23 protein-coding genes are annotated in these 26,474 nt (G+C 73.1%); 12 read left to right on the top strand and 11 right to left on the bottom strand.

Translation table 11 applies throughout. From position 1 onward, the window contains the following. Positions 1 to 2: 2 nt before the first annotated feature. Together AB0F77_RS25755 and AB0F77_RS25750 are read right to left on the bottom strand one after the other, a co-directional pair. Positions 3 to 1,556: a sodium:solute symporter gene (locus AB0F77_RS25755; RefSeq protein ID WP_361953162.1), complete on the bottom strand. Its 1,554-nt coding sequence runs from the start codon at positions 1,554 to 1,556 to the stop codon at positions 3 to 5. Between the two features lie 8 nt (positions 1,557 to 1,564). Beyond that, positions 1,565 to 2,566: a BadF/BadG/BcrA/BcrD ATPase family protein gene (locus AB0F77_RS25750; RefSeq protein ID WP_361953159.1), complete on the bottom strand. Its 1,002-nt coding sequence runs from the start codon at positions 2,564 to 2,566 to the stop codon at positions 1,565 to 1,567. Positions 2,567 to 2,771: 205 nt separating this feature from the next. On the opposite strand from AB0F77_RS25750, the gene AB0F77_RS25745 reads away from it, so the two are divergent. Both AB0F77_RS25745 and AB0F77_RS25740 read left to right on the top strand, forming a co-directional pair. Then, the gene (locus AB0F77_RS25745) at positions 2,772 to 3,722 is read left to right on the top strand and encodes a MurR/RpiR family transcriptional regulator (RefSeq protein WP_361953156.1); all 951 of its coding nucleotides are present in this window, start codon (positions 2,772 to 2,774) and stop codon (positions 3,720 to 3,722) included. A 167-nt stretch (positions 3,723 to 3,889) separates the two neighbouring features. Further along, the gene (locus AB0F77_RS25740) at positions 3,890 to 5,149 is read left to right on the top strand and encodes a glycoside hydrolase family 71/99-like protein (protein WP_361953153.1); all 1,260 of its coding nucleotides are present in this window, start codon (positions 3,890 to 3,892) and stop codon (positions 5,147 to 5,149) included. 162 nt (positions 5,150 to 5,311) lie between these two features. On the opposite strand, the gene AB0F77_RS25735 is transcribed toward AB0F77_RS25740, so the two are convergent. Then, positions 5,312 to 5,977 (bottom strand): TetR family transcriptional regulator, encoded by a 666-nt coding sequence (locus AB0F77_RS25735; protein ID WP_361953151.1) that lies wholly within the window; start codon positions 5,975 to 5,977, stop codon positions 5,312 to 5,314. A gap of 100 nt (positions 5,978 to 6,077) precedes the next feature. Here AB0F77_RS25735 and AB0F77_RS25730 point away from each other — a divergent pair, with 100 nt between their 5' ends. Continuing rightward, positions 6,078 to 7,058, top strand: a complete 981-nt coding sequence (locus tag AB0F77_RS25730) for a zinc-binding dehydrogenase (protein ID WP_361953148.1) — start codon at positions 6,078 to 6,080, stop codon at positions 7,056 to 7,058. Between the two features lie 37 nt (positions 7,059 to 7,095). Here the strand turns inward: AB0F77_RS25730 and AB0F77_RS25725 are convergent, their stop codons facing one another. Further along, complete coding sequence (locus AB0F77_RS25725; RefSeq protein ID WP_361953145.1) at positions 7,096 to 8,604, bottom strand: hypothetical protein; 1,509 nt, start codon at positions 8,602 to 8,604, stop codon at positions 7,096 to 7,098. A 425-nt stretch (positions 8,605 to 9,029) separates the two neighbouring features. Between AB0F77_RS25725 and AB0F77_RS25720 the strand changes: the two genes are divergently transcribed. Then, complete coding sequence (locus AB0F77_RS25720; RefSeq protein ID WP_361953142.1) at positions 9,030 to 9,485, top strand: hypothetical protein; 456 nt, start codon at positions 9,030 to 9,032, stop codon at positions 9,483 to 9,485. A 104-nt stretch (positions 9,486 to 9,589) separates the two neighbouring features. After that, positions 9,590 to 10,039 (top strand): MarR family transcriptional regulator, encoded by a 450-nt coding sequence (locus AB0F77_RS25715; protein WP_361953139.1) that lies wholly within the window; start codon positions 9,590 to 9,592, stop codon positions 10,037 to 10,039. A gap of 23 nt (positions 10,040 to 10,062) precedes the next feature. On the opposite strand, the gene AB0F77_RS25710 is transcribed toward AB0F77_RS25715, so the two are convergent. From AB0F77_RS25710 to AB0F77_RS25680, 7 genes are all read right to left on the bottom strand, one after another. Continuing rightward, complete coding sequence (locus AB0F77_RS25710; RefSeq protein ID WP_361953136.1) at positions 10,063 to 10,209, bottom strand: hypothetical protein; 147 nt, start codon at positions 10,207 to 10,209, stop codon at positions 10,063 to 10,065. Between the two features lie 257 nt (positions 10,210 to 10,466). Beyond that, positions 10,467 to 11,672, bottom strand: a complete 1,206-nt coding sequence (locus AB0F77_RS25705; RefSeq protein WP_361953133.1) for an amidohydrolase family protein — start codon at positions 11,670 to 11,672, stop codon at positions 10,467 to 10,469. Positions 11,673 to 11,824: 152 nt separating this feature from the next. Further along, positions 11,825 to 12,658, bottom strand: a complete 834-nt coding sequence (gene fabG / locus AB0F77_RS25700) for a 3-oxoacyl-ACP reductase FabG (protein ID WP_361953130.1) — start codon at positions 12,656 to 12,658, stop codon at positions 11,825 to 11,827. A gap of 48 nt (positions 12,659 to 12,706) precedes the next feature. Further along, positions 12,707 to 14,386 carry an FAD-dependent monooxygenase gene (locus AB0F77_RS25695; RefSeq protein WP_361953127.1) on the bottom strand — a complete coding sequence of 560 codons (1,680 nt, stop codon included), beginning with the start codon at positions 14,384 to 14,386 and terminating at the stop codon, positions 12,707 to 12,709. A gap of 25 nt (positions 14,387 to 14,411) precedes the next feature. Then, positions 14,412 to 15,389: a zinc-binding dehydrogenase gene (locus AB0F77_RS25690; protein WP_361953124.1), complete on the bottom strand. Its 978-nt coding sequence runs from the start codon at positions 15,387 to 15,389 to the stop codon at positions 14,412 to 14,414. A gap of 62 nt (positions 15,390 to 15,451) precedes the next feature. Next, positions 15,452 to 16,372, bottom strand: a complete 921-nt coding sequence (locus AB0F77_RS25685; RefSeq protein WP_361953121.1) for a zinc-binding dehydrogenase — start codon at positions 16,370 to 16,372, stop codon at positions 15,452 to 15,454. Between the two features lie 186 nt (positions 16,373 to 16,558). After that, complete coding sequence (locus AB0F77_RS25680; protein WP_361953118.1) at positions 16,559 to 18,097, bottom strand: DHA2 family efflux MFS transporter permease subunit; 1,539 nt, start codon at positions 18,095 to 18,097, stop codon at positions 16,559 to 16,561. A gap of 246 nt (positions 18,098 to 18,343) precedes the next feature. Here AB0F77_RS25680 and AB0F77_RS25675 point away from each other — a divergent pair, with 246 nt between their 5' ends. The 7 genes from AB0F77_RS25675 (at position 18,344) to AB0F77_RS25645 (ending at position 26,396) form a co-directional block, all read left to right on the top strand. Then, positions 18,344 to 18,805, top strand: a complete 462-nt coding sequence (locus AB0F77_RS25675; protein WP_361953115.1) for a MarR family transcriptional regulator — start codon at positions 18,344 to 18,346, stop codon at positions 18,803 to 18,805. Between the two features lie 111 nt (positions 18,806 to 18,916). Further along, positions 18,917 to 19,945 (top strand): LLM class flavin-dependent oxidoreductase, encoded by a 1,029-nt coding sequence (locus AB0F77_RS25670; protein ID WP_361953112.1) that lies wholly within the window; start codon positions 18,917 to 18,919, stop codon positions 19,943 to 19,945. A 170-nt stretch (positions 19,946 to 20,115) separates the two neighbouring features. Then, positions 20,116 to 23,340 carry a BTAD domain-containing putative transcriptional regulator gene (locus tag AB0F77_RS25665; protein WP_361953109.1) on the top strand — a complete coding sequence of 1,075 codons (3,225 nt, stop codon included), beginning with the start codon at positions 20,116 to 20,118 and terminating at the stop codon, positions 23,338 to 23,340. Positions 23,341 to 23,531: 191 nt separating this feature from the next. Beyond that, a complete protein-coding gene (locus AB0F77_RS25660) occupies positions 23,532 to 24,356 on the top strand; it encodes an AfsR/SARP family transcriptional regulator (RefSeq protein WP_361953106.1) in 825 nt (274 codons plus the stop codon). 118 nt (positions 24,357 to 24,474) lie between these two features. Further along, positions 24,475 to 24,960: a nuclear transport factor 2 family protein gene (locus tag AB0F77_RS25655; protein WP_361953103.1), complete on the top strand. Its 486-nt coding sequence runs from the start codon at positions 24,475 to 24,477 to the stop codon at positions 24,958 to 24,960. Further along, positions 24,957 to 26,045 carry an alkene reductase gene (locus AB0F77_RS25650; RefSeq protein WP_361953100.1) on the top strand — a complete coding sequence of 363 codons (1,089 nt, stop codon included), beginning with the start codon at positions 24,957 to 24,959 and terminating at the stop codon, positions 26,043 to 26,045. Before AB0F77_RS25655 ends, AB0F77_RS25650 begins: the two co-directional genes overlap by 4 nt. 48 nt (positions 26,046 to 26,093) lie before the next feature. After that, positions 26,094 to 26,396 carry an antibiotic biosynthesis monooxygenase family protein gene (locus tag AB0F77_RS25645; RefSeq protein WP_361953097.1) on the top strand — a complete coding sequence of 101 codons (303 nt, stop codon included), beginning with the start codon at positions 26,094 to 26,096 and terminating at the stop codon, positions 26,394 to 26,396. The last annotated feature ends 78 nt before the right edge of the window (positions 26,397 to 26,474 follow it).

Genomic DNA, 26,474 nt, shown 5'->3' with positions numbered 1-26,474 from the left:
GGCTACTCCCTACCGGCGTTCACGGGGACATCGGAGGTCCGGTCGCCGCGTGTCCCGTAGGCCCGCGGCGACCGGTGGAACAGGCTCAGCGCACCGCCCACGACCAGGGTGATCAGCACGCCGATCGGCACCAGCCACTGCGCGGCGATCGCGGTCGGCACCGTCGCGCCCGCCGCCGTGACGTCGATCCTGACCTCGCGCACGACGTACGTCATCACCGCGACCGTCACGAGGAACGCCACCGCCGAGTCGGTCTCGTCGGCCCGCCGGACGAGCCGCCCGAGCAGGAAGGCGCCGAGCAGCGCGCCGTAGGTGTAGCCCGCGATGGTCAGACCGGTCAGGTACACATTGCCGGTACTGGTGCTGAAGGCGCAGGCGAACACCGCCATCAGCACCGCCCACACCAGCGTCATGACCCGGGCGAGCCGCAGCAGCGCCTCCTGCGACGGGGTGCCGCGGAAGAAGCTGTGGACGAGGTCGGCGACCGTCGAGTTGGACATGGAGTTCAGCGCCGAGGACAGGGAGCCCATCGCGGCGCCGAGGATGCCCGCCACCAGCAGTCCGGAGACCACCACGGGCAGCCCGTGCAGGATGAAGTGCGGGTAGAGGTTGTCGGAGCTGCCGAGGCCGAGGTCGGTGAAGCTCCTGCCCCCGTTGTACGACCACAGCAGCGCGCCGACGAGGGAGAACGCGGCGAACTGGAGCGTGACGAACACACCGGAGACGATCATGGCCTTCTGGCCGTCGCGCAGCGAGCGCGTGGCGAGGACCCGCTGGACGATCAGCTGGTCCGAACCGTGGCTGGCCATCGCGAAGACGGCGCCGCCGACGATCGCGGTCGGCAGGGCGAAGGGGCTGGTGAGGACGTGCGCCGGGCCGAAGTCGGTGTCGAACAGCCTGAAGTGGCCCGAGTGCAGGGCGGCGGAGTACCCGTCGGCGCCGACATGGGCCGACAGCACGGCGACGGCGAGCAGCGCGCCGCCCAGGTAGAGGCCCATCTGGACGGCGTCGGTCCAGATGACGGCCTTGATGCCGCCGAGGTAGGTGTAGACGACGGTGATCACCGTGAGGACGATGATGATGACGCGGTAGCTCGCGTGCACACCGAACTCGTCGAGCAGCAGCTTGATCGGGATGGCGGACGCGAACAGCCGGACGCCCTCGGCGAGGAGCCGGGTGAAGACGAAGGTCACCGAGGCGAGCCCCTGCAGCCTGAGCCCGAACCTGTCGCCCAGGTACTGGTAGGCGCTGACGAACCCGCCGCGCTTGTACAGGGGGATGAGCGCGGTGGCGACGACGACACGGCCGACGACGTAGCCGAGGGCGAGTTCGACGTTGCCGAAGCCCTGTCCGCCGTAGGCACCGCCGGGCACGCTGATGACGGTCAGCACACTGGTCTCGGTGGCCACCACGGAGAACGAGACGGTCCACCAGGGCATGTGCCCTTCGCCCACGAAGTAGTCCCGCGCCGTCCGCTGCCGTCCGGCCAGCCGTAGCCCGATCACGGCGATCGCGACGAGGTAGACGACGACCACGACCAGGTCGAGTTGGCGCACGCTCGCTCCTAGGCGACGGCCGGCGGGATCACCGGTGCGGAGGGGACACGGGGCGGGGGTGCCGTCCGGCGGACCCGGACGACATGGGGTTCGTGCGGCAGGGACGGGTCCAGGGCCAGCAGCCGCGCGCCGTCCAGCGGATCGCCCAGCGGAGCTACTGGGCGCAGCCGCCGGGCCGAGCGGGCGAGCGCGGCCCGCAGCGGTGCCACGAGCGGTTCGCCGAGTCCGGTCAGCCCTCCGGTGACGGCCACGGGCAGGTCGTCGCCGGGGATCCGGGCGGCGGCCGCGAGCACCGAGTCACCGAGCGCGGCGGCGGCGTCCCGGACGATCTCGGCCGCGACGGGGTCGCCGGCCTCGGCGGCGCGGGTCACCTCCGGGGCGAAGGAGGCCGCCGTGCGGGCCGGGTTGCCGTCCGCGGAGAGGGCGGAGGGCAGCGCGTCGGGGTCGCCGAAGCGGGTGGCGGCGGCGGTCAGCAGCGCGGTGTCCGGGCCGCGCCCGTCGTGCGCGCGCAGCGCGGCCCGCAGCCCCGCCACCCCGATCCAGGCCCCGCTGCCCTCGTCGCCCAGCCAGGGGCCCCAGCCGTCGACGCGGGCGAACGAGCCGTCCGCGCCGATGCCGACCGCGACGGACCCGGTGCCGATCGCCAGCACCACCCCCGCACGGCCGCCCAGGGCGCCCGCGTGCGCGGTGACCGCGTCGCTGGTGACGGCCGCCTCGTCCGCGGGCAGGTCCGTGAGGAGCAGCTCCGCCAGGGCGCGGGCCGCCGCCGGGGCCGAGGCCGCGCCCGCCGCGCCCACGCACACGGCGGCGAGCCGGTCCGGTGTGTGCTCGGCGACGAGCGGCAGCACCGCGGCGCGCACCGCGGCACGGGCCGCCTCGACACCTCCCGCGGCGGCGAGCCCGGGCGCCCCCGGCACCTCGTGCGCGGGTCCCGCCGGAGTGTGCGGGTCCGTCAGGAGCACGGCCCGGCAGCCGGTCTTGCCCAGGTCCACCGCCACTGCTGCTGTCATCCGGCGCGCCCTCGTCGTCGTACGGGATCCGGCGCGGCGGACGGTCACGGTCGACGGCGTGGCCGGCGCGGATAGGGTGCAGCGAGTATCGGAAGGCGGGCCTTCGTATGTCAACAAATGACTCCAAGCGGCGCAGTGCGTAAATTTTTGACGCGTTCGGTGGGCGTGGTTACGCTGACGCCACCCAGCCAGGAGGAACCCGTCCATGGCCCGCCAGGACCCGCACCGCACCACCGCGCGGCCGGCGCCGGAGAGCGCCCCGGCCGCCGACGTCCTGACGCGCGTCCGTGCCGCCCTGCCGACCCTGGCGCCCTCCGAACGGCGTGTCGCCGACGCTGTGCTGGCCGACCCGGACCGGGCGGCGGAACTGTCCATCAGCGCCCTCGCCGAACGCGCCGCCACCTCCGCGGCCACGGTCATGCGGTTCTGCCGGACGATGGAGCTGGGCAGCTACCCGCACCTGCGGCTCGCCCTGGCCGCGGCGGCCGCCCGCGAACACGCCCTCGGCGGCGAGCGCCCGGCACCGGGCACCGACATCAGCGCCACCGACACCCTCGAACGGATCGTCCACAAGATCATCTACAACGAGGTGCGCGCCCTGGAGGACTCCGGGGCCGGGCTCGACGTCGAGGCGCTGGGCGCGGCGGTCGACGCCGTGGCGGGCGCCCGCCGTGTCGACATATTCGGCGTCGGTGCCAGCGCGTTCGTCGGCCAGGACCTGCACCAGAAGCTGCACCGCACGGGCCGCATGGCGTTCGTCTGGACCGACCGGCACGCGGCCCTGACCGCGGCCGCGCTGCTCGGCCCCGGTGACGTCGCCGTGGCCATCTCGCACTCCGGGGAGACCGAGGACACGGTCGAACCCCTCCGACTGGCCGTCGAACGCGGCGCCACCACCATCGCCCTCACCAACGTCCCCGGCTCCACCCTCGCCGGCAGCGCCCACCTGGTCCTCGCGACACGCGCCCGTGAGATGCCCTTCCGCTCCGGCGCGACCGCCAGCCGCATAGCTCAACTCGCGCTCGTCGACTGCCTGTTCGTCGGCGTCGCCCAGCGTTCCCCCGACGCCACGAACGCGGCCCTCCAGCAGACGTACGAGGCCGTACGGCGCCGCGGACGCCCGCGGCCCGCGCGCCGCAGCCCGGCCGGGGACTGACCGGCCGGGCACTGCCGGCGTAGCCGCGCGGGGCGCGGAATCCCCCTGTGCCGTAGGGGACTTGAAACGGCCCATGGTGCTCCCGCGGTCCCTCTCCTCCCGTGTGCCCGGCGCTATTTTGTGAGCGCACGATCGCCTTGCCCTCACCATCGAGAGGACCCCCACGCATGGCAGTCACACGCCGCCGAGCCCTCACCCTCGCCGCGGGCAGCGCCGCGGCAGCAGCCCTGTCACCCACCACCGCCCGTGCCGCCACTCCCGCGGAGACCCCCACGGCGGGCACGGCGAGCCCGGTCGGTGACGTCGTCGGCAAGATCACCGTCGGCTACCAGGGCTGGTTCGCCTGCGCCGGCGACGGCGCCCCCGTCAACGGCTGGTGGCACTGGAGCCCCGACATGTCCAGGGCCCCGCGCCTCGGGGCCGCAAGCGCCAAGTCCTGGCCCGACGTGCGCGACTACACCCGCACCTACCGCACCGACATGCCGAACCTCAACGGCGGTTCGCCCGCGGCCCTGTTCTCGTCCTGGGACCAGCAGACCGTGGACACCCACTTCCGGTGGATGCGTGAGAACGGCATCGACACCGCCGCGCTCCAGCGCTTCAACCCGTTCGGTTCCGAGGGGCCCACCCGCGACGCCATGGCACAGAAGGTGCGGTCGGCGGCCGAGGCCAACGGCCGCAAGTTCTACGTCATGTACGACGTCACCGGCTGGACCTCGATGGCGGGCCAGATCAAGCAGGACTGGACGAGCAAGATGTCCGCGCACACCGCCTCCTCGGCCTACGCCCGTCAGAACGGCAAGCCGGTGGTGTGCGTCTGGGGCTTCGGCTTCAGCGACAACGCCCGTCCGTTCGGCGCCGGTGAGTGCCTGGACGTCGTCAACTGGTTCAAGCAGCAGGGCTGTTACGTCATCGGGGGCGTCCCCACGCACTGGCGCACCGGCACCGAGGACTCCCGGCCCGGCTTCTCGGACGTCTACCACGCCTTCCACATGCTCTCGCCGTGGATGGTGGGCCGGATCGGCAGGGCGGCCGACTCCGACTCGTTCTACGACAACGTCAACCGCCCCGACCTCGCCGACTGCGCCGCCCACGGCATCGACTACCAGCCCTGTGTGCTCCCCGGCGACCTCCAGGAACGCCAGCGCGCGCACGGGGACTTCATGTGGCGCCAGTTCTACAACATGGTGCGGCTGGGGGCGCAGGGCATCTACATCTCCATGTTCGACGAGTACAACGAGGCCAACCAGATAGCGAAGACGGCCGAGTCCGCCGCCGACGTGCCCGCCGGGTCGGGCATCTTCGCCCTCGACGAGGACGGTACGTCCTGCTCGTCCGACTACTACCTGCGGCTGACGGGCGACGGCGGCCGCATGCTCAAGGGCCAACTCCCTTTGACGGACCGCCGTCCCACGCCGGTCCGCTGACGCGACCCGCGTGGTCCGGGCGCGAACCGTCCGGCCGGCCACCGGAGTCGGCCGGACAGCGGAGCGGGTCCGGCAGCTGAGGGGCCGGGCAGTCGATCGGACGGACAGCTGAGCGGCGGGACGGTCGATCGGTCGGACAGCCGACCGGGCGGGTCGGCGGAGTCAGTCCGTGTCCGGCGCGCTCGGCGGTTCGCCGAGGCCCACCGCGAACGCGCGGAGCGCGGCGTCGAGCCGGGGGGCGAAGTCGAGGGCGACATGGCCCCAGCGCGGCACCTGCTCGTACAGGGCGGCGAGGGTCGGGGTCGGATGGGACACCTGCCAGAAGCCGGCCGCCAGCATGATCGCCACCGCCAGCAGACCCTCGATCTGCTCGCCCGTCATCGTGCTCGCCCGGGTGAGCACGGCCGTCATCTCGTCGTGGGCGGCGAAGGCGTTGGTCTTGTAGCGGCGGGCCCGTTCGATGTCGACGTCGCCTTCGAGGTGCAGCGTCACATGGGTCAGCAGATCGCAGAACACCGGCAGTGAGACGAGCGTCCGGCTGACGACCTCCGCGGTCCGCGCGGGCCCCAGCCCGGTGCGCTCGCCGACCTCCGCCCGGATGGCGTCGCGCCAGCGGCCCCAGCCGCGCTCGGCCAGTTCGAGGAACAGCTCCTCCTTGCTGGCGTAGTAGCGCCGCACGCCGGTGCGGTGCAGGCCCGCCCGCTCGGTGACCGGTGCCAGGGTCACGTAGCGCACCCCGCCGAGCTCCAGTGCGAGCGCCTCCGCCGCGTCGAGCAGATCCTCCGCACGACGTGCCTTGTCCTCGACCGACCGAGCCCTCTGACGCATGCCGGAATTCTAACGCACCCCGTGATGCGTTCCGGTGCCGAGTCGTGTTACGGTCGACTTAACGCATCATCGAGTGCGTTATACGGCGAAGGGAATCATCATGAGGGCTGTCCAGGTCACCGAGTTCGGCGGACCGCGTGTGCTCACCCCCACCGAACTGCCGGATCCGGAACCGGGCCCCGGCCAGGTCGCGATCGACGTCACCCATGCCGCCGTCGGGCTCGTCGACGTCTACATCCGGCAGGGCCTCTACAAGGAGCGCGCGGGGCTGCCGCAGCCGCCGTACGTCCCCGGGCTGGAGGTCGCCGGTACCGTGCGCGCGCTGGGAGAGGGGGTCACCGGTCTCTCCGTCGGCGAGAGGGTGGTGGCGCTGCCCTCCGACGGGACGGGCGGATACGCCTCGGTGTACGTCGCCGACCAGGGATGGGTCGTCCCGACGGAGGGGTACGACATCGACCCGGCGCTTGCCGCCGCCGTCGTCCCCAACGCGATCATGGCCCACGCGGCGCTCTCTCGCGCGATCCACGTGTCCGAGGGGGACAGCGTGCTGATCCACGGGGCGCTGGGCGCGTTCGCGGCGAGCTTCCCCGGCATCGCCCGCGGGCTGGGCGCGTCCCGGGTGGTCGGCACGGTCCGCACCGAGAGGATGGGCGCGGCGGCCGCCTCCAAGCTGCCCTACGACACGATCGTCGACTCCGCCCTGCTGCCCGACGTCCTCGGCGACGAGAAGTTCGACGTCGTCGTGGACCCCGTGGGCGGCCCCGTCCGCTCCCTCAGCCTGGACCTGCTCGCGCCCTTCGGCCGGCTCCTGCTGGTCGGCAACGCCAGCGGCGACTGGAACCACGGCATCGACGGCAACCGGATCTGGTACGGCAACTTCACCGTCACCGGCTTCAACGCCGGCGGCTATCTGCCGACGCACCCGGAGGCCGTCCGGCCCGCGGCGCGGGCCGCGCTGAAGGCGGTGGCCGAGGGCCTGGCGGACACCGAGGTCGAGATCCTGCCCCTGGAGCAGGCGGCGACCGCCCACGAGCGGCTGGAGAACCACGCGGCGGGCGGCCGTATCGTCCTCAGCGTCTGAGGGGCAGCTCCGGTATGGCGCGTTGCCGTGAGAGGCCCTAGTAGCCGAAGTTGGTCGTGTAGGCGCACTCCGTGTAGATGTAGCCGGGGGACAGTTTGGCGGTGTCCGAGGCGGGGGACCTGCCCAGGCCGCTCTGGGACTTGTGCACGAAGTAGGTCGTGCCGGCGGGCAGCCGGATGGTGCGCTGCGGGTAGTTCCTGCCGCTGTCGCTGCACGGCTTGAACGCGAGTCCGATCGTGCTGGCCAGTGAGTACGACGTGCAACCGCCGCACGCCTCGAGGGTGATGCTGCCGGTCACCGGGCCGGTGTAGAGGACCGTGATGTCGTCGGGGCTGTCGTTCTTGATCGTGACGGAGATGCTGCCGCCGGACGCCGTGGTCGGCAGTCGCTTGCCCGCCGCCGGCACGGTCTCGGCGACCTCCGCGCCGATGGCGATCTTCTTGGCGCGGGGCGTGTTCCGGTCGTTCGGATGCTCCTTGGCGAAGTCGTTCATGGTGGTGGCGGCCTCGTCGAACTTCCCGTCCCGGTACTGGTCGACGCCACAGTGGTACGTTCCCGAACTCGCGTTGCGCTCGGCCAGGTCGGCGTCCCGGCCGAGGGCGTCGCCGAGACCGGCCTCGTCGCCCGGCAGGGTCCGCACCTTGGTGCCGAGCCCGTCGAGCCGCTCGACCGCCCCGCACGGGTCGTCGCCCCCGACGGCCGTGACCGCCTTGTCGACCGCGCCCTTCACGGCGGGCTCGACCTGCCGCGCCTGCGCCGAGTCGGGGAACGTCGTCAGGAGTTCGCCGAAGTGCGCGGTCCAGCCCGAGGCGTCGGAGTCGAGCGACGTCGAGCCGCACTCGTAGAGCGACGTCGCCAGCCGGTCGTCGGGCCAGGTGGCCAGCGATCCGAGCGCCTTCCTGTCCATCGTGCGCGGGACCGTGCGCAGATACGTCAACGGCGCTATCGCGTCGCAGTAGTTGCGCTGCGCGTAGGGCGCGGCGACGGTGGTGTAGTAGGTCTTGAGCCGGTCGGGGACACGACCGGCCGCGCGTGAGTCCGGGTGGTCGTCGGTGAGCCCGTCGTAGACGGTCAGCGCCCGGCGGTAGTCGCCCTGGGCCGTCTCGAAGGGCGTCGCCGCGGCCGTACGGACGAGGTCGTCCGCGTTCTCCAGCCGGTCCAGCAGCATCTGTTCCGTGGCCTCGTCGCGTGCCCCGTCGTACAGGACGGCCCCCGCGGCGGGCACGGCGAGCAGCACGACGCCCAGCGCCGCCGCGACCAGGGAGCTCGCCGGCCACGAGAGCCGGGTCCGCAGACCGACGACGGCGCCGTGCACCGCGGCGGCCAGGAGCAGGACCAGCCAGAGGACGAGCAGGGCGCCGGGCACCCCGTCCGGATCGGCCGGCAGGGCCACCACGAGCAGGATCGCCGTCATGACCCAGCAGACGGCCATCGGCACCCAACGGCGCACGAGGGCGTAACCGAGGCCCAGCCCGCTGAGGTTGAGCAACCCGACCGCCACGGCCCGCCAGGGATCCGCGGGAGCGGGCGGCGGTGCGGTCGGCATCGGTGGAATGACAAAATCGCCGTGCGCGGTGTGGTCCCAGGACATGACGGTCCCCCCCGTCAACCATGCCTGAATGTCTCTGACTTGTCAGAGTACGACCAATCGGGCGAGGGGGACAGTAGGTTCCCGGGAGGACCAACGCCCTTTGCCGACAGGGGAGTTGATCCATCCGGCCGGGGCACTCGCGGCCGGTGATATAAGTAGTTCGTGCACTTTCTGCTCCTCGGGCGCCTCGACGTACGGGCGGCCGACGGATCCCCAGTGCGGTTCGCGGGGGCCATGGGACGGACGCTGCTCGCACGGCTGATCCTGGCCGGCGGACGCCCCGTCGCACGTGCCCCTCACTCGCCGGACCCGGCCGCCCCGCCGGCGCGCTCCGGCCCGGTCGCCCACCCGACGCGGACACATCCGCGGTGGAGGGCAATGTGACCGAGCCCGCGAGCAGGGCAGCGTGGTGGATCGACCTGGCGTTCGACCGGGACGCGGCCCGTGGAGCCGACCTCACCTCGTACGACCTCGGGTCCGCCGTCGCCAATCTGCGTGGGGTGGTCCTGGCCGGTCGGTTCCGCTTCGCCGAGGCCGAGCGGGTGTTCCGGGAGGTCTGGGCCTCGCCGACCGCGCCCCGTGGCCGCCGGGCCGTGGCGGGGCTGGCGCTGGCCGCGTACCTCCCGCCGGCCACCGACGACGGCCCCGCGCACCCCCACCGGTTCCTCGACGACGTACGGCGGTTGACCGACCAGGTCTTCGAACCCCTCGCCCGGAACGCCGTGCTCCTGCTGCTCTCCGATCTCTCCGCGCACCACGACGCCGAGCCGACGCGCCGCTACCCCCTCCACGAACGACTCGCGCACTCCCCGTCCGTGCTGGCCGCGTTCTGGTGACACCGTGCGCGGACGACCGCCAGGACCGTGTCGTGTTCCGGCAAGGGTGCCGCCGCCCTTCGGCCTTCCGGCTACCGGTCGAGGCCGGCCAGGAAGAGTTGTAGATGCGACAACAGCAGGCCGCGGAGCTCGCCGCCGCCATGCAGGCCGGGTGCCTGGGCAGCCGGGTCGGCAGGCTGCACCGGATGGTGGCCCGGCGGTTCGACCAGGCCCTTCGCCCCACCGGCGTGTCCCTTCCCCAGCTGGAAGTGCTCGGCATTCTGCTGCGGGACGGCCCGCTGAAGCCGTCGGCAGTCGCCGAGCGGCTGGCGGTCGAGCGCTCCACGATCAGCCGCAATCTGGCGCTCATGGAGCGCCACGGCTGGATCGCCCTCGACATCTCACCGTCCGGGCGTGTGACCTCCGCCGCGACAACCGATCGGGGCGTGGCGGCGCTCGCCTCCGCCGCGGGTGCCTGGGCGACGGCCCAGCGGGAGCTGACCGAGGTCATCGGGGTGGACGTGGCTCCAGCCGTGGACGACTGGCTCGGCACGCTCGCAGACTCGCCGGACTGACCGCGGGCCGGGGCCCGTCCCCCTCAGACGCCGAGGGTGCGGGCGTACGAGGAGGACGCCACGGACGGGGCGGGGTCGGCCGGCAGTCCCAGGAGACGGGCGGCGGCCGACGCCGCGTCCCGGGAGAACAGGGCACAGGCAAGCGGGAGGGTCAGGTGCTCCGGCGACACAGAGGGCGATGGCGATGGCGACGGAGACGGCGAGGTGCCGGCCGAAGGCCGTTCGGGCCCACCTCGTTCGGGCTCAGCTTGTCCGGGCCCACCTCGTTCCGGCCCACCTCGTCCGGGTCCACCTCGTTCGGGCCGGCCGTGTCCGGATCCGTCTCGTTCGGGTTCACCGTGCATGGGGGAAGCCTCACCGACGACGGTGGAGAAATGACGGAGCGCGGCTCCACGTCGTGGCAATGTGCCCCCTCACTGCGCCCACCTCACTGCGCCCACTCGCCCGCGGGCGACCGCTCGGACGGTGAGCGGACCTCCCGCCCCCGTGCGACGACCAGACGCAGGGCGCGCAGCGCCGTGACGTCGGCCAGCGGATCACCCTCGACCGCGACGAGGTCGGCACGCAGTCCGGCCGCGATCCTGCCGGTCAGCGCCTCGACACGCAGGGCGCGGGCCGCGCGGGACGTCGCCGCCTCCAGCACCTCCGCGTGCGGCAGACCGAGCCGGGCCATACCGATCAGACCCTCGACATAGGCGTGGTGCGGTGCGCCGTCCGTGCCCGCGTCGGTACCGGCGACGATGGCGACACCCTGCCGGTACAGCGCGGGCAGGGCGGGTGTCCGACGCGGATCGGGCGGGTCCCGGCGCTCGGTGAAACGGACGCTGATGGTCGGACAGACGTGGACGTCGCTCGCGGCCAGCCCCAGCAGCACCCCGTGGTCCGGCACGATCGCGCCGGACGCGTCGAGGAAGCTGCAGTGCTCGATGGTGTGCACCCCCGTGCGCAGACAGGCCGCTATCCCCTCCGTGCCGTGCGCGTGCGCGGCCACGGGAAGGCCCGCGAGGGTCGCCTCCTCGACGACGGCGGCGAGCTCCCGCTCCGTGAACTGCCCCTGCCACGACGCCGACCCCTGTGTCAGCGCACCCCCGGTCGCCATGACCTTGATGACGTCGACACCGGCGCGGGCCTGCTCCCGTACTGCCTGCCGCAGGGCCTCCTCGCCGACCCGCGCGCCGCCCATGAACCAGCAGTGGCCGTCCGGCACTGTCAACGGCGCCCCCGAAACGACCAGTTCGGGCCCCGGAGCGAGGCCCGAGCGGATCGCATCGCGGACACGGACACCTAGGCCACCGGGCGCGCCGAGGTCACGGGCGGTGGTCACGCCCGCGGACAGCAGCTCGGCCGCGTTGCGCAGCATCAGCGCGTACAGCTCGTCGTCGGAGGCGGCCCGCATCCGGTCCATCGCGCCGGGCGCGCCGTCGAGCGCCAGATGCACATGGCCGTCGACGAGTCCGGGCAGCAGTGTGAGCGCCCCCAGGTCCACCTGCTCGCACGCCCGCCGCAGCCGCCGCGGTACGGCCCGGTCGGGCCCCGCCCACCGGATGAGGTCCCCGTCGACCACCACCCCGCCGCGCCGGATGCATCTGCCGCGGTCACCGGTGATCAGCCGGTCCGCCGTGTAATACCTCACCAGGGTCTCTCGTTTCTGCCGGGGGCGTGCCCCCGGCAGCCGACGGGCACGCCCGGGTTTTCCCGGGGCCGGACGCTCACGGGCGGGGTGCTCACGGGCCGGGGGGCGGAACGGGACCGCACGGCCCCGGCCCGCCCCCGAGCCGCCCGCCGTCAGTAGTTGCCCAGACCGCCGCACACGTTCAGGGCCTGCGCCGTGACGGACGCCGCCAGATCGCCGGCGAGGTAACCGACCAGGCCCGCCACCTCCTGCGGGGTCGAGTAGCGGCCGAGGGGGATCTTCGCCTGGAACTTCGTCAGCACCGCCTCCTCCGTGGTACCCCAGTGTGCCGCGTAGCCCTGGCGCACCCGCGCGGCCATCGGTGTCTCCACATAACCGGGGCAGACCGCGTTCACTGTGATGCCGGACTGCGCTAGCTCCTTGCCGAGCGCCTTGGTGAAGCCGATGACACCGTGCTTCGACGCGGAGTACGGGGCGGCCAGTTCCACGCCCTGCTTGCCTCCCGTGGAGGCGATGTTGATGATGCGGCCCTGGCCGCGCGCCACCATGCCGCCCTGCGACAGCACCTCGCGGGTGACCCGGAAGACGCTGTTGAGGTTGGTCTCGATGACCGACTCCCACAGCTCGTCCGGGAGTTCGGCGGTCACCCCGCCGCCACCGCGTCCGGCGTTGTTGACGAGGACGTGGATCGGCCCGAAGCGCTCCACGGCGGAGCGGACCAGGCGTTGGACGTCCGGCTTCGACGTGACGTCGGCGGCGGTGCCGTCGGCGTCGAAGCCACGGCCGCGCAGCTTGTCCACGACGGCGGCGACCGTGCCGCCGTCCCGGCCGCACAGGAACACCGCGTGCCCCTGCTCCGCGAGCAGTTCGGCGACGGCGAGGCCGATGCCGCTCGTACCACCGGTGACCAGCGCGACCCGCCGGTCGGGCGCCCCGGCGTCCGCCTCGGTGCGCTCCGTGCGGGCGGCTGCTTCTGACACTGCCATGCTGGGTCCTTTCGAGACGACTTCCACGGTGTTCGCGCCCCGGGGCGCTCAGGACGCGGGCCGGTGCAGCACGTGCCGCAGCGCGCGCTCGATCTCGGCCGCCGGGTCCGGGTGGGCCCCGGCCGAGCGCCACGCGACAAAACGGTCGGGCCGCACCAGGGTGGCCCCCTCGGCGCCGATGCCGTACGCGGCGGCGAACGCCCCCTCGGCGTCGGGCAGTTCGGTGCCGGGGCCGACCCGGTGCACCCGGATAGCGACGCCCAGCGCTTCCGCGGCCCTGGCGGCGCCCTCCGCCCAGGCGTTTCCGTCCGGGCCGGTGAGCAGCACGAACGCCCGGCCGAACAGGGCGGTGGTCGAGGCGGGCGAGCCGTCCGCGCGGGTGAGCGGGACGTACGGGGCGTGGGAGCCCGGCCGGCCGGTGGGCCGGGCCGGGTTCTCGAACAGCTCGCCGCCGTCGCCGGGTTCGGTGAGCACGGCGCCCCGGGGGAAGCGGTAGCCGAACGCGATCACGGGCGGCGGCAGCGGCTCGGCCAGGGACGCGTCGGCGAGTTCGGGGGATATCCGGTCGACGAGGTTCGTGAACTGCTGCTCGACCAGTTCCGTGGCGTACGGCCGGCGTTCGGCGTCATGACTGTCCAACAGGGCCTCTCCCGCGGTGCCGTCGAGCACCGCCGCGAGCTTCCAGCCGAGGTACAGCCCGTCGAGGTAGGCGGTGTTGCCGCCCATGCCACCGGTCGGCGGCATCACGTGCGCCGCGTCACCGACGAGCAGCACCCGGCCCTCGCGGAAGCGCCGGGCGACCCCGCAGCAGATCTCCGTCTCGCCGATCTCCTCGATCTTCAGCCGGGTGTCAGGGATGCCGAGGTCGGAGCGGATCTGCTCGACGACGGTGTCCTCGCTCGTCCACCAGCCCTCCGGCAGCTCGGGCGTGAGGTTGCGGAAGTACCCGTACAGACCCGGCACCTCGGTGTTGAACAGGACGGCGCGGCCCACGTGCAGCGCGGTGAAACGGCGGCCGTCGGCGGCGCCGTCCGTGTGCGACAGGGGTTCGCGCAGATCGGCCTCGAACAGCACGCGCAGCACCTTGCCCACCGTGCCCCGGCCGTCCACGGGGATGCCGAGGGACTGCCGGACACCGCTGCGCCAGCCGTCCGCCGCCACCAGGTAGCGGGCCCTGATCACACGCCGTGCGCCGGTCCGGGTGTCCTCGGTGACCGCGGTGACCCCGTCGTCGTCCTGGACGAGCGACACCAGCCGGGTCGCGAAGCGCAGCCGCGCGCCGAGTTCCGTCGCCCGGGCGGCGAGCACGGCCTCCACGGTGGACTGGCTCGCGGTGCCCCAGTCCTCCGGGGACACGTGCCGCATGCTCAGCTGGTCGCCGCTCATCAGCGTGCGCAGCACCGGCCCCGCGAGGGTCTTCGCGACCACCATGTGGAAGTCGCTGCGGTACGCGCGCCCCCGCTCCCGCACGCTCTCGGCGGCGCCCGCGATGGCCAGGGCCTCCATCGTGTGCGGGTACTGGCCGGTGGCCTTCACCGCGGTCGACGTGCTCCGGTGGCGCTCGACCACCAGTGCCGGTACGCCGTGCAGGCCGAGGAAGACGGCCGTGCTGAGGCCGCCGGGGCCCGCGCCGACGACCAGGACGGGAACGGTCTCGTCGGGCTCGGGGGACGCGGCGGCGGGTGACGGCGTGTCTGCCGGGGCCGGCTGCCGTGCGGTCTGTGTCATGGGACGGCTCCCTCGGGACTCGGGCTCAGGGGACGAGGACGACACGGCCCAGCTGCGTACGGCTCTCGATGATCCGGTGGGCCTCGGCCGCCTCGGTCAGCGGCAGCGTGGTGTGCACGGCGACGCGCAGTTCGCCCGACGCGACCAGCCGGACCAGTTCCCCGCGCGCCTCCGCGACACGGGCCGGGTCGGCCTTCGCCCACGCGTCCAGCGAGGTGCCCACCACATAGGTCAGGCCGAGGAGTTCGGTCATCGCCACCTGCGCGACCCGGCCCCCGGCGCCCGCGAAGCCGTAGTAGACCAGCCGCCCGTACGGCTTGAGCAGTTTCAGACCGTCCTTGAAGACGGTGCCCTCGACACTGTCGAGCACGACGTCCACGCCCTGGCCGCCGGTGAGGTCACGGACCTGGTCCGCCCAGTCCGGCTGCCGGTAGTCGACGACGTCGTCGGCGCCGTGCGCGCGGACGAAGTCCGCCTTGGCGGGCGAGCCGACCGTGCCGATGACCCGGCCCGCGCCGCGCAGCTTCGCGAGCTGGGTGACGAGGTGGCCGACGGCGCCGGCCGCCGCGTGCACGAGCACCGTGTCGCCCTTGGCGATCCGGGCCGCGTCGAGGACGCTCCACGCGGTCTGCGCGGTGGAGCCGAGCGCGGTCGCCGTGGCCGTGTCGACGCCCTCGGGCACCACGAGGGTGCGTTCGGCGTCGGCGACGACCCGGTCCGCGTACGCGGCGGGCACACCGAAGGCCACGACCCGGGTGCCGGGCGCGGGCCCGTCGGTGTCCGGGCCGAGCGCCTCGACGCGGCCCACCACGTCACCGCCGGGACGGCCGGGCAGCGGGGAGGGGAACGGGGCCGTGTCGCCCCGCAGTTGGGTCTCGACGAAGTTGACGCCGACGGCCTCGGTGCGCAGCAGCAGCCGGCCCGGACCCGGCGTGGGCACCGGGGCGTCCTCGACGCGCAGGACGTCGGGGGAGCCGTGCTCGTGATAGCTGATCAGTCGCATGGGAACCTCGGGGTGCGGTGAGGGACGGGGGATCGCGAGGTGACGGCGCCTGCCGCCGGCCCTCACATGGACAGGACGACCTTGCCGTTGACCTCGCGGGAGTACAGGGCCGCGACGGCGCTCGCGGGGTCGGTCCAGGGCGTGAGCAGACCGGGCTCGGCCACGATCCGTCCGGAGGCGGCCAGGCCGAGCAGCAGGGCGAGGTCGGCCGGTACGTCGCGCCGGGTGACCTCGTCCAGCAGGAACAGGTACTCGATGCGGACGCCGGGGCGGGCGTGGCCCCAGTCGGGGGGCAGCCGCAGGTCGGCGCGGACCGTGTTGCCGAACACCGTCGCCACACCACCGCGGCGCAGGAGGGTGTAGCCGGTGCTGAACACGTCGCCGCCGACACTGTCGACGAGGACGTCGGCGGCCGTGGCGGGCGGCTCGTCGTAGCCGGTGACGACCTGCGCGCCGAACGCGGCGAGTCCCGCGCCGCGGGCCTCGGAGCCGACCCAGGCGGTCACCGTGCTGCCGCCCGCGAGGGCCAGTTGCACGGCCATCCGGCCGACGCCGCCGCTCGCGCCGGTCACCAGGGTGTGCCGGCCCAGGAGCCAGCCGGCCTTCTGGAGCGCGTACAGGGCGGTGAGCCCGGCGACCGGCAGGGTGGCGGCCTCGGTGTCGGTGACACCGTCCGGGATGACGGCGAGCCGGTCGGCGCGGACGGCGGCGAGTTCCGCCCAGGCGTCGTTCGCGGCGAGCCCGGCGACCCGGCTGCCGGCGGGCGGACCGCTGCCGTCGGCGGCGGCGCGCAGGACCGTGCCGACGACGTCCAGGCCGAGGGGGGAGCCGACCGGGCGGCGGACCGCGAGGAGGAGGTCGGCCCGGTTCAGGGCCGTCGCGTGGACCTCGACCAGGGCCTCGTCCGGGCGGGGGCTGGGGTCGGGGACGGAGCGCAACTCGACGGTGAGCGGGTCCAGGGTGGTGGTGACCAGTGCCTTCACGTTTTCCTCGCCGGCAGGGGACGCGGTGTTTCTCCCGTTGTACGAGGGGCCGCTGGATTCCTGGTCCAGCGGCCATGGGGCGGCCCGGCCTGCGGGAGGCGTGCCACCGGGGCCGGGTGCGGGCGACGTGAAAGGGCCCCGGCCCGCCCGGGGGGGAAGGGCGGGCCGGGGCCGGGGGAGGAGTGGTCAGGCGTGTCCGGAACGCTGGAGCGCCCCGTCGTCCCCGGCGGGCTGCTCGGGGGGAGCCTCCGCGCGGAAGCTGCCGGGCAGGACCACGGCCGCGAGGGCGGCGACCGCGCTGAAGCCGATGATCACCCAGTACGAGCCGCCGTACGCCCCGGCGGGGTGGCCGCCGGAGTCCCCGAGCCGGTCCTGGAGGGTGATGGCGATGGCCGCGATGCCGAGCGCGCCGCCGATCTGGTTGAAGATGAACAGCGCGCTGGTGGCACGCGGCGCGCTCGCCTCGCCCACCGCCTTGTACATGAACGCCATCGTGCCGGGCGCGGTCAGACCGATGCCGTAGCCGGTGAGGCCGAGCGCGACGGACAGCACCGCGGTGTTGGTGTCGGAGCCGATCCCCGTGAAGACGAGCGCGGCGAGCGCCACGACCAGCATGCCGACCGTGGAGGTGAGGCGGGCGGTGACCTTGTCCGCGGTCTTGCCGGAGGTGATCGCGCCGGCGGCGCCGAGCACACCGGAGGGGATCAGCAGCAGACCGGCGTGCAGGGCGCCGAAGTCGCGGGACTGCTGGTAGTACAGCGGGGTCAGGAACAGCAGGGCGTTGGCGACGGCGCCGACGAAGAACATCGTGACGACGGCCATCGTGAAGCCGCGCTTGGTGAACATGCGCAGGTCGATGAGCGGGGTGACCGTGGTGCGCAGCGCGTGCGCGACGTACCCGGCGAGCAGCAGCACACCGAGGGCGAAGGTGACGAGGACCTTGGGTGAGGAGGCGTCACCGGAGTGCGCGGCGGTCGTGAAGCCGTAGACCAGGGCGGCGAATCCGGGGGAGAGCAGCACCAGGCCGAGGACGTCCAGGCGTTCCTCCGGGCGGCCGGCGTGCTGGTCGGCGGGCAGGGTGCGCAGCGCGAGCAGCAGGGCGACCAGACCGAGCGGCAGGTTGATCAGGAACATCCAGCGCCAGGTCACGGCGTCCACGAGGACACCGCCGAGGACGGGCCCGAGGATCGGGCCGAGGGTGAGCGGCAGCGAGATCAGCGCCATGGCCTTGGCGACCCGGGAGGGGCCGGCGGTCGTGGCGAGGACGCTCTGCACGACCGGCACGATCATGCCGCCGCCGAGGCCCTGGAGCAGCCGGAACACGATGAGCGACTCGATCGACCAGGCGAAGCCGGACAGGGCCGAGCCGAGGACGAAGAGGGAGACGGCGACGAGCCACATCGTGCGGCCGCCGAAGCGGTCGACCGCCCAGCCCGCGAACGGTGTCGCGACGGCGACGGCGAGCAGATATCCGGCGGTGACCCACTGGACGGTCGCGAGCGGTGAGCCGAACTCGCCGCTGAGCGTCTTGAGGCCGACGTTGACGATCGTCTCGTCGAGCAGCGCCATCAGCAGGGCGAGCAGCAGGACACCGGCCATGCGCATGAACGCCGGGTCGAGTCTGTCGCTCGCCGCGGCGGCCGTCTCCGGTGCCGCTGGAGCGGTCTGCGAGGGCTCCGGCGTCGTATCGGGAGCCGTGGGGGGTTCGGGAGTTCCGCGTGTCATGCGTACCGCCTGGGGTCGATGCAGTTGGGGACGGGCACGGCTGCGCGCCGCGCGTTCTGTGCTCCCACAGTAGAGATAAATGCAGGCGCCTGCATCTAATTTTCGGACAGATCTTGTTTTTCCTTGCTGGCCTGCGGCAATTGAGGCAGGCTGTGAGCGTAAGCGCACGAAGAATGTATGTGTAGACATGGATCGTGCATGGAGGTGGCTTATAGTGGAGGAGGAGCGTACGAAGGGGAGGCGGACATGTCGGCCGAGGACCGTGCCGGGCGTCCCGGTGAGTTCGACCTGTGGCGTCGGCTGACGCTGATGGTCGGTCAGCTCAACCACTCGCTGGAGAGGACGCTCGCGAGCGAGTTCCAGATCTCGCTGCCCGAGCTGATGGTGCTGATCGAGCTGCGGTACGGCCATGAGCGCGGCACGCGGGTGCAGGAACTGTCCGCCGCCGTGGGACTCGACCAGTCCTCCATGAGCCGGCTCGTCACCCGGCTGGAGAACAAGGGCCTCACGACCAGGGTCTCCTGCGAGCACGACCGCCGCGGTGTGTACTGCACGCTGACGCCCGAGGGTGCCGAGCGCGGGGAGCGGGCCGAGGCCCACTGCCGCGAGGAGCTGTCGGGACTGCTCGACGTCGCGTCGTTCGACGACCGCTGGGCATCGCTCGTCGCCCGCCTCCGGCACACCGCGGCCGGAGCCGCCACTCCTTAATCGCTTCACCCCTCCCTTTCGGCCTCGTCCGTGACGGCGGCCCGGCCCCGCGCACACCGCGCGCGGGAGCCGGATCGTGCGAGCGCGACCCCGACCGTGAAGGAGACCAGCGTGAAACTGTCCGTCCTCGATCAGTCCGTCGTGCCGGAGGGATCCAACCCGGCCACCGCCCTGCGCAACTCCCTCGACCTGTCGCGCCTGGCGGACCGGCTCGGCTACCACCGCTACTGGCTCGCCGAGCACCACGCCACGCCCTCCTTCGCGGGCCCCGCCCCGGAGATCATGGTCGCCAGGGTCGCCGCCGAGACGCACCGCATCCGCGTCGGCTCCGGCGGAGTGCTGCTGCCGCACTACAGCCCGCTGAAGGTCGCCGAGGTGTTCCGGGTGCTCGACGCGCTCTCGCCCGGCCGGATCGACCTCGGCATCGGCCGCGGTGTCGGCGCCAGCAGCCTGGAGGCGCACGCGCTCGCCCCCGGCTCCGCCACCGCGGGGGACGCCGGAGACTTCCCCGGCAAGCTCGCCGAACTCCTCGCCTTCCTCCACGGCGGCTTCCCCGACGGGCACCCCTACGGGCGCATCCAGCTCATGCCCACCTCGGGCGCCCCTGAGGTGTGGCTGCTGGTCGCGAGCCCCCAGAGCGCCGAACTCGCCGGCCGGCTGGGACTGCCCGTCTCCATAGCCCACTTCGGCAGGCCCCAGGCCACCCGGTCCGTCGTCGAGGCGTACCGCACCGCCTTCAACAGCAGCGACGGCGCCCGGCCGCGCGTCCAGATCGGCGTCGGTGTGTACTGCGGGCCCACCGAGGAGGAGGCCGAGCGGGTCTTCGCCAGCCAGCGGCTGTTCCGGCTGCGCATGGGCCGCGGGCTGCTGCTGCCCCTGCCCTCCCCGGAGGCCGCGCTCGACGGACTGCGCGGCGAGGTGGAACCGCTCGCCGACGAGGTCGCCGAGTGGCCGCGATGTGTCGTCGGCGACCCCGACCACGTGCACAAGGTGCTCACCTCCATGACCGAGGCACTGGAGGTCGACGAGTTCATGGTGCTCTCCACGATCCACGCGCCCCGGGACCGCATGCGCTCCTACGAACTGCTCGCACGGCGCTTCGGACTGACCGAGGACGGCGGCGAGGACCGGGCCGCGTGACGGGCCGTGGGTGACGGGCGGTCAGAAAATTGTCCTGAACCATGAGCCATCCCGGGCCGGCGAATGCGACCTGAATCACACGGTGGCGGTCTTTCACGCACGCGCGTTCTACGGTGTCCCTCTACGTGCGGCCAACCGCGCGCAGGGGGACCGAGCAGGCAGGTGTGCGCTTGAACGGGGAACATGCATCGACTTACGACTTCCGGATACTCGGGCCGCTGACGGTCCGCACGGGGGGCAGAGAACTGACCGTCTCGTCCCCCAAGCAGCGGGTGCTCCTCTCGGCCCTGCTGCTGCGGGCGGACCAGGTGGTCACGCCCGACGAACTCATCCGCAGACTCTGGGACGACCAGCCGCCGCGCGACACCCGCGCCGCGCTGCACGTCCACACCACCCGGCTACGGGCGCTGCTGCGGGAATCGCTCGACCCCGGCGACCCTCCGGTCATCGAGACCCACCCGGGCGGCTACCGGCTCGCGATGGACCCGGCCGCCCTCGACCTCACCCGCTACCGGGCCGCGGCCGGCGAGGCGCGGGCCGCCCGCGGCAGGGGGGACGACACCCGCGAACTCGCCGCCCTGGAACGGGCGCTCGGGGAATGGCGCGGCGACCCCTTCGAGACCGTGCCCTCCGCCTCGCTCCAGACCGAGGTCGTCCCCCAGCTCGCCGAGGAACGCCTCACCCTCGTCGAACGACGCTTCGCGCTCGTGCTCGACCTCGGTGGCAGCGCCGACATCATCCCGCAACTGCGCGCGTTCGCCGCCGAACACCCGCTGCGGGAACGGCTGCGGGAGTATCTGATGCGGGCACTGCACCGCACCGGACAGGCCGCCGCCGCCCTGGAGGAGTACCGGGAGTACTACCGGATGCTCGACCGCGAACTCGGACTGCTGCCGGGCCAGGAACTCCAGGAACTGCACCGCCAGTTGCTTGCCGAAACGGGCGAATTCCGGGCCCCGCGGGCCGGGTTCTCCCCGGCCCGTGACACGGACGCCGCCCCCGAACCCCGCCGGCCCGCCGGGGTGCAGCCCACCAACCCCAGCGCGCCCTGGGTCGTGCAACGCCAACTCCCGCCCGAACCAACCCACTTCGTGGGCCGGGAGGAACTCCTGGAGCAGGTCGTCGCCGCGCTCACCCCGCGCCAGGGAGCGGCCATACCGCTCGTCAGCCTCGTCGGACCGCCCGGCATCGGCAAGACCGCGCTCGCCCTCCGGGCCGCGCACCGGCTCAGCTCCGCCTTCCCCGACGGCCAGTGGTACGTCCGCCTGCACGACGCCCGCGGCGGGTCCCGGCCCGTGCACGACGTCATCGCCGAACTGCTGCACGCCTCGGGCGCCGACGTCTCCGCACTGCCCACCGAGCGGCACCAGCTCACGGGTGTGCTCCGCAGCCGCCTCGCCGACCGGCGCGTCCTCATCGTCATCGACGACGTCAACGACAGCGAACAGGTCCCCGACCTGCTGCCCGGCTCCCCGAGCTGCGCCGTGCTCGCCCTGCACCGCGAGTACCGCCCCGACCTCGTCGCCGTCTACGGCGCCCGCAGCTTCACCCTCAACCTGCTCTCGCAGAAGGAGAGCGCCGAAGTCCTCACCACCGTCCTCGGCCGCCCGCCCGAGACCCTGTGCGACACGGCCGTCGCCGAACTCGTCGAACTGTGCGGCCGGCTCCCGCTCGCCCTGCGCATCGCCGCCGGGCACCTGGCCGGACGGCCCTGGCGCTCGGTCGAGTCCTTCGTCGAGGCGCTGCGCGAGGGCGACCCGCTGGAACTCCTCGCCCTCGGCGACAGCCCCTCCACCGCCGTACGGGCCGCGTTCGGCGTCGCCTACGAATCGCTGCCCGCGATGTCCCGCAGGTTCTTCCGGCTCCTCGGTGTCGTCGGCGACATGGCCTTCACCGCCACCACGGCCGCCCAACTCGTCGGCTGCGAACCCCAGGTGGCCGAGCAACTCCTCGACAAGCTCGCCGCCGCCCAGTTCATCGAGGCGAGCACCCAGGATTCGTACCGCTTCCACAGCCTCATCTCCCTCTACGCCGCCGAACGCGGCGTCGAGGAGGACGAACCCGCCGAACGGCGCCAGGCCCTGGAACGGCTCTGCCTGTGGTACCTGCGCCGCACCGACGAGGCCGTGCAGTCCTGCTACCCCGGCTTCCTGCGCGCGTTCCGGCCCGACCCGCGGATGCCGGGACCGGAGATCGATCCGCCGGTCGCCCAGGCGTGGCTGCGGGCCGAGCAGTCCAACCTCGTCGCCCTAGTCGTCCGCTCCGCGGAGGAGAACCTCGACGAGGTGTGCGTGCGCCTCGTCGACATGCTGCGCGGCTACTGCACCCTCGGCCGGCTCCAGAGCGACTGGCTCACCATGGCCCAGGCCGGACTGCGCGCCGCGATCTCCCTCGGCGACCAGCGGGTCACCGCCGTGATGCGGCTCAGCGTCGGACTCGCCCTCCAGGGCCTCAACCGGCTCCCGGAGGCGGCCCGCGAACTGCGCACCGCGCACCGCGCGTTGATCCGGCTCGGCGTCCGCGACTTCGAGGCCGTCACCGTCAACGCCATCGCGATGAACCAGCTCCAGCGGCCCACCAAACACATCGACAGCGCCGTCACCCTGCTCGAACGCGGTCTGGAGATCAGCCGGCGACTGGAACTGCGGCACGTCGAGGCCCGCGGCCTGATGTACCTGGGCATGGCCCGGCACAGCCAGGGGCGGCTGCGCGCGGCCGAGGCCCACTTCAGCCGCGCCGCCGCCATCCTCGACGAACACGGCGCCGAACGCTCCCGCCCCGAGGTCCTGGCCCGGCTCGGCTCCGTCCACGCAGACCTGCGCGACTGGGACGCCGCCATGGCCAACCTGAGCCTCGCGCTGTCGCTCAGCAAGGAGTTCAACGCCCTGCACTCCACGGTGCTCGCCTCCTACGGGCTCGCCCAGGTCTACGCCTGCAACGGCTACGTCGACCTCGCCTACCAGCACGCCGAGAGCGCCGTCGCCATCGCCCGCAACCACGGCTACGTCGCCCTGGAGGCCAACGCCCGCAACGTCCTCGGCGGACTGCACCTCATCCGGGGCCGGTCGACCGACGCGCGCGGGGAGTTCAGCCGCACCCTCGGCATCGCCGAACGCATCGGCCACCCCCAGTCCGAGGCCCACGCGCTCATCGGCCTCGGCCGCCTCGAACTCGTCGGCAGACGGCCCGCCGAGGCGTACGAACTCGGGATGCGCGCGGCCACTGTCGCCGACGGGTCCGGGCTGCTGCTCCTGCGCGCCCAGGCCGAGGAACTGTGCCGGCGCACCGGGCACACCCCCGAGGGGGAGGAGCCGGCCCCCGTGGACGACGGGACCGCGGACCTGCCCGAGATCGCCGACAGCCTCAGCGTGCTGTTTCCCGAGTGCAACGCATGAACACCCGCCCGCCGCGGCCCGCCGGCCCGGCGGGCCTCCCCGGCGCCGTATTGCGACTTCATGACGGAGGTGTCCAGGTGCCGCGGCCGTGCAAGGACGCGTTGCCCCAGTGAAAGGGCATGGAAAGTGAGGTGCAAGATCCTGGGCGCAGGATGGTGCTCGTCCCCCAACCATCAGGCCCAGGAGGCGAGATGTACGCACGGGTTCTCGGTCCCCTCACCCTCGGCGACGGTCTGCGGACCCTCACCCCGAGGGCCCCGAAACAGCGTCAGCTCCTGTCCCTGCTGCTGCTCCACGCGGGACAGGTCGTCACCGTCGACGAATGCGTGGACGAGCTGTGGGCCGACTCGCCCCCGCACAGCGCCCATTCCACGCTCCAGACGTACGTGATGCAGATCCGCAAGACGCTCAGGAGCGCCGCGACCGCCCCGGGCGTCCCCGCGGACCTGCACCTGGAGACACGCGACCGCGGCTACCTCCTCGCCGTCGGCACCGGCCGGCTGGACCTGCACCAGTTCGAGAAGCTCGTCGAGCAGGCGTCCTCCGCCCGGCTCGCCGGCGACCACGCCCGCGAGTCCGAACTGCTGCACCGCGCCCTCGGCCTCTGGCAGGGCAGAGCGCTCGCCGACGTCACCTGCGGCCCCCTGCTGCGCACCCGGCTCAGCGGACTGCGGGAGACCTGGCTCGGGGCCCTCGAACAGCGCATCGACGCGGACCTGCGGATCGGCCGCCACCACCAGCTCATCGGCGAACTCAGCATCCTGACGCGCCAGTACCCCACGTACGAGAACCTGCACGCCCAGCTGATGATCGCGCTCTACCGGTCCGGACGCACCGCCGACGCCCTGGAGGTGTTCGCCCGCCTCCGCCGCACCTTCAGCGCCGAACTCGGCCTCGAACCCTCGGTCCGGATGCGCGACCTGCACACCGACCTGCTCAACTCCGCGCCCGTCACCGAGTCCGTCTACCTGCCGGGACCGGACGGCGCACCCCTGCCGCTGCGCTCGGCCGGCTGACCCCGGACACCGGCACCCCGGGCGTGGAGCCGGACTCCACGCCCGCTCCACCGCCGCCGGAGAGCCTGGCCCGGACCCCGGCGCCCGAACGGCGCCCACGACGCACAGGAGGAAGACTGTGACACGGACCGCACCGCCGGACACGACAACCGTGTCCGACCTGGACTACGCGGCCATCATCCAGTTCTACGCCGGGCACGCGCAGCTGCTGGACGCGGGCCGGGCCGAGGAGTGGGCCGAGCAGTTCACCGAGGACGGCACGTTCGGCCAGAACGTCAAGGCCGGTGTCAAGCGCGGCCGGGCCGACATCGCCGCGGGCATGCGCAAGGGCATCAACGCGCTGGCCGCCCGCGGCCTGACCCGCCGCCACTGGTTCGGCATGGTCGCCGCGCAGCCCGTCGACACCGACGTCGTACGGACCCGCTACTACGCCGTCGTCTTCGAGACCCCGAAGGGCGGCGAACCCCGGCTGTACCTGAGCACGAGCGCCGAGGACGTGCTGGAGCGCAGGGACGGCACCTGGTTCGTGCGCAGCCGCTACATCAGCCACGACGGCGCCGAGACCATCACCGGCATCGAGGCCGTCACCGGGGCCGGGGCATGAGCGGCCTGTTCGACGCCGTGCCGTTCGGCGGCCTCCGCCTGCCGAACCGGCTCGTCATGTCCCCGATGGGCCGCGGCCGCACCACCGCCGAGGGCACACCGCTGCCGGTCATGGCCGAGTACTACGCGCAGCGCGCCGCCGCCGGACTCGTCATCAGCGAGGCCACCCACCCGAGCCCGGTCGCCGTGGGCCACGCCCACAGCGTCCGGCTGCACACCGCCGAACAGGCCCGCGCCTGGGCCGGGGTGGTCGACGCCGTGCACACCGCGGGCGGCCGGATGTACCTCCAGATCATGCACGCGGGCCGCATCAGCCATCCCGACCTGCACGGCGAGACACCCGTCGCGCCGTCCGCCGTCCGGGCCGCGGGCACCGCCCGTGTCTTCCACGGCAGCCCCGACTACCCGGTGCCGCGCGCCCTGACGGCCGACGACATCGCCGCGACGGCCGAGGACTTCGCCCGCTGCGCCCGCACCGCCGCCGACATCGGCTTCGACGGCGTCGAGGTGCACGGCGCCAACGGCTATCTGCTCCACCAGTTCCTGTCCCCGGTGAGCAATGTGCGCGAGGACGAGTACGGCGGCGACGCCGACAACCGCGTCCGCTTCGCCGTCGAGGTCTGCCGGGCCGTCGCCGCGGAGATCGGACCCGAACGTACCGGCATCCGCCTCTCCCCGGGGTTCCCGCTCAACGACATGGACGAGCCGGACCGGGCCACGGTGTACCCGGCCCTGCTCGACGCGCTCGACACCCTCGGCCTCGGCCATGTGCACTTCGTCGCGGGCAGCGACCAGGACCTCGTCCACGAACTGCGCCGGCACTGGCGGCGCACCGTCGTCGTCAACCTCGGCACCGGGCCGCTCGACACCGACACCACGCTCACGGCCGCGGGCAAGGCCCTCGCCGACGGCGCCGACCTGCTCTCCTTCGGCAGGCAGTTCCTCGCCAACCCCGACCTCCCCGAACGGCTGCGCACCCGCGCCCCGCTCAACACCTGGAACCCCCGCTTCTTCTACGAGGGCGGCAGCCAGGGCTACACCGACTACCCGGTCCTCGCCGCGAGCGCGGCGGGCACCGCGGGCTGACGGCACCCGCCGACCGGTCCGCACGACCCACCACCCGAGGAGACCACCATGGCCGTCGTGTTCGTCAACAAGCTCACCCTGATCGGTGACGCGGAGGAGTTCGAGAGCCGCTACGAGGCCGTCGGAGCCTTCATGGAGACCCAGCGGGGCCTCATCCGCTACTCCCTCGTGCGGTCCTCGAAGGACGACTCCGTCTACTTCAACATCGCCGAGTGGGAGGACGAGGACACCTTCCGCAAGGCCCTCGCCGAGCCGGAGTTCCGCCGCCGGCTCGACGCCCTGACCGGACTCATCAAGGGCGAGCCGCACCTGAGCGTGCCGGTGCGGACGGGCGAGGCCGCGCAGCTCTGAGCCGGGGCGCGCGGGAAACGGCGCGACGGCCGGGGCAGCGGAGCACCGCACGGGCACCGCGGCCCCGGCCCGGCCGGC

Source organism: Streptomyces sp. NPDC026672 (assembly GCF_040638185.1).
GTDB lineage: Bacteria > Actinomycetota > Actinomycetes > Streptomycetales > Streptomycetaceae > Streptomyces.
This window is presented reverse-complemented; position numbering and strand designations above follow the sequence as displayed.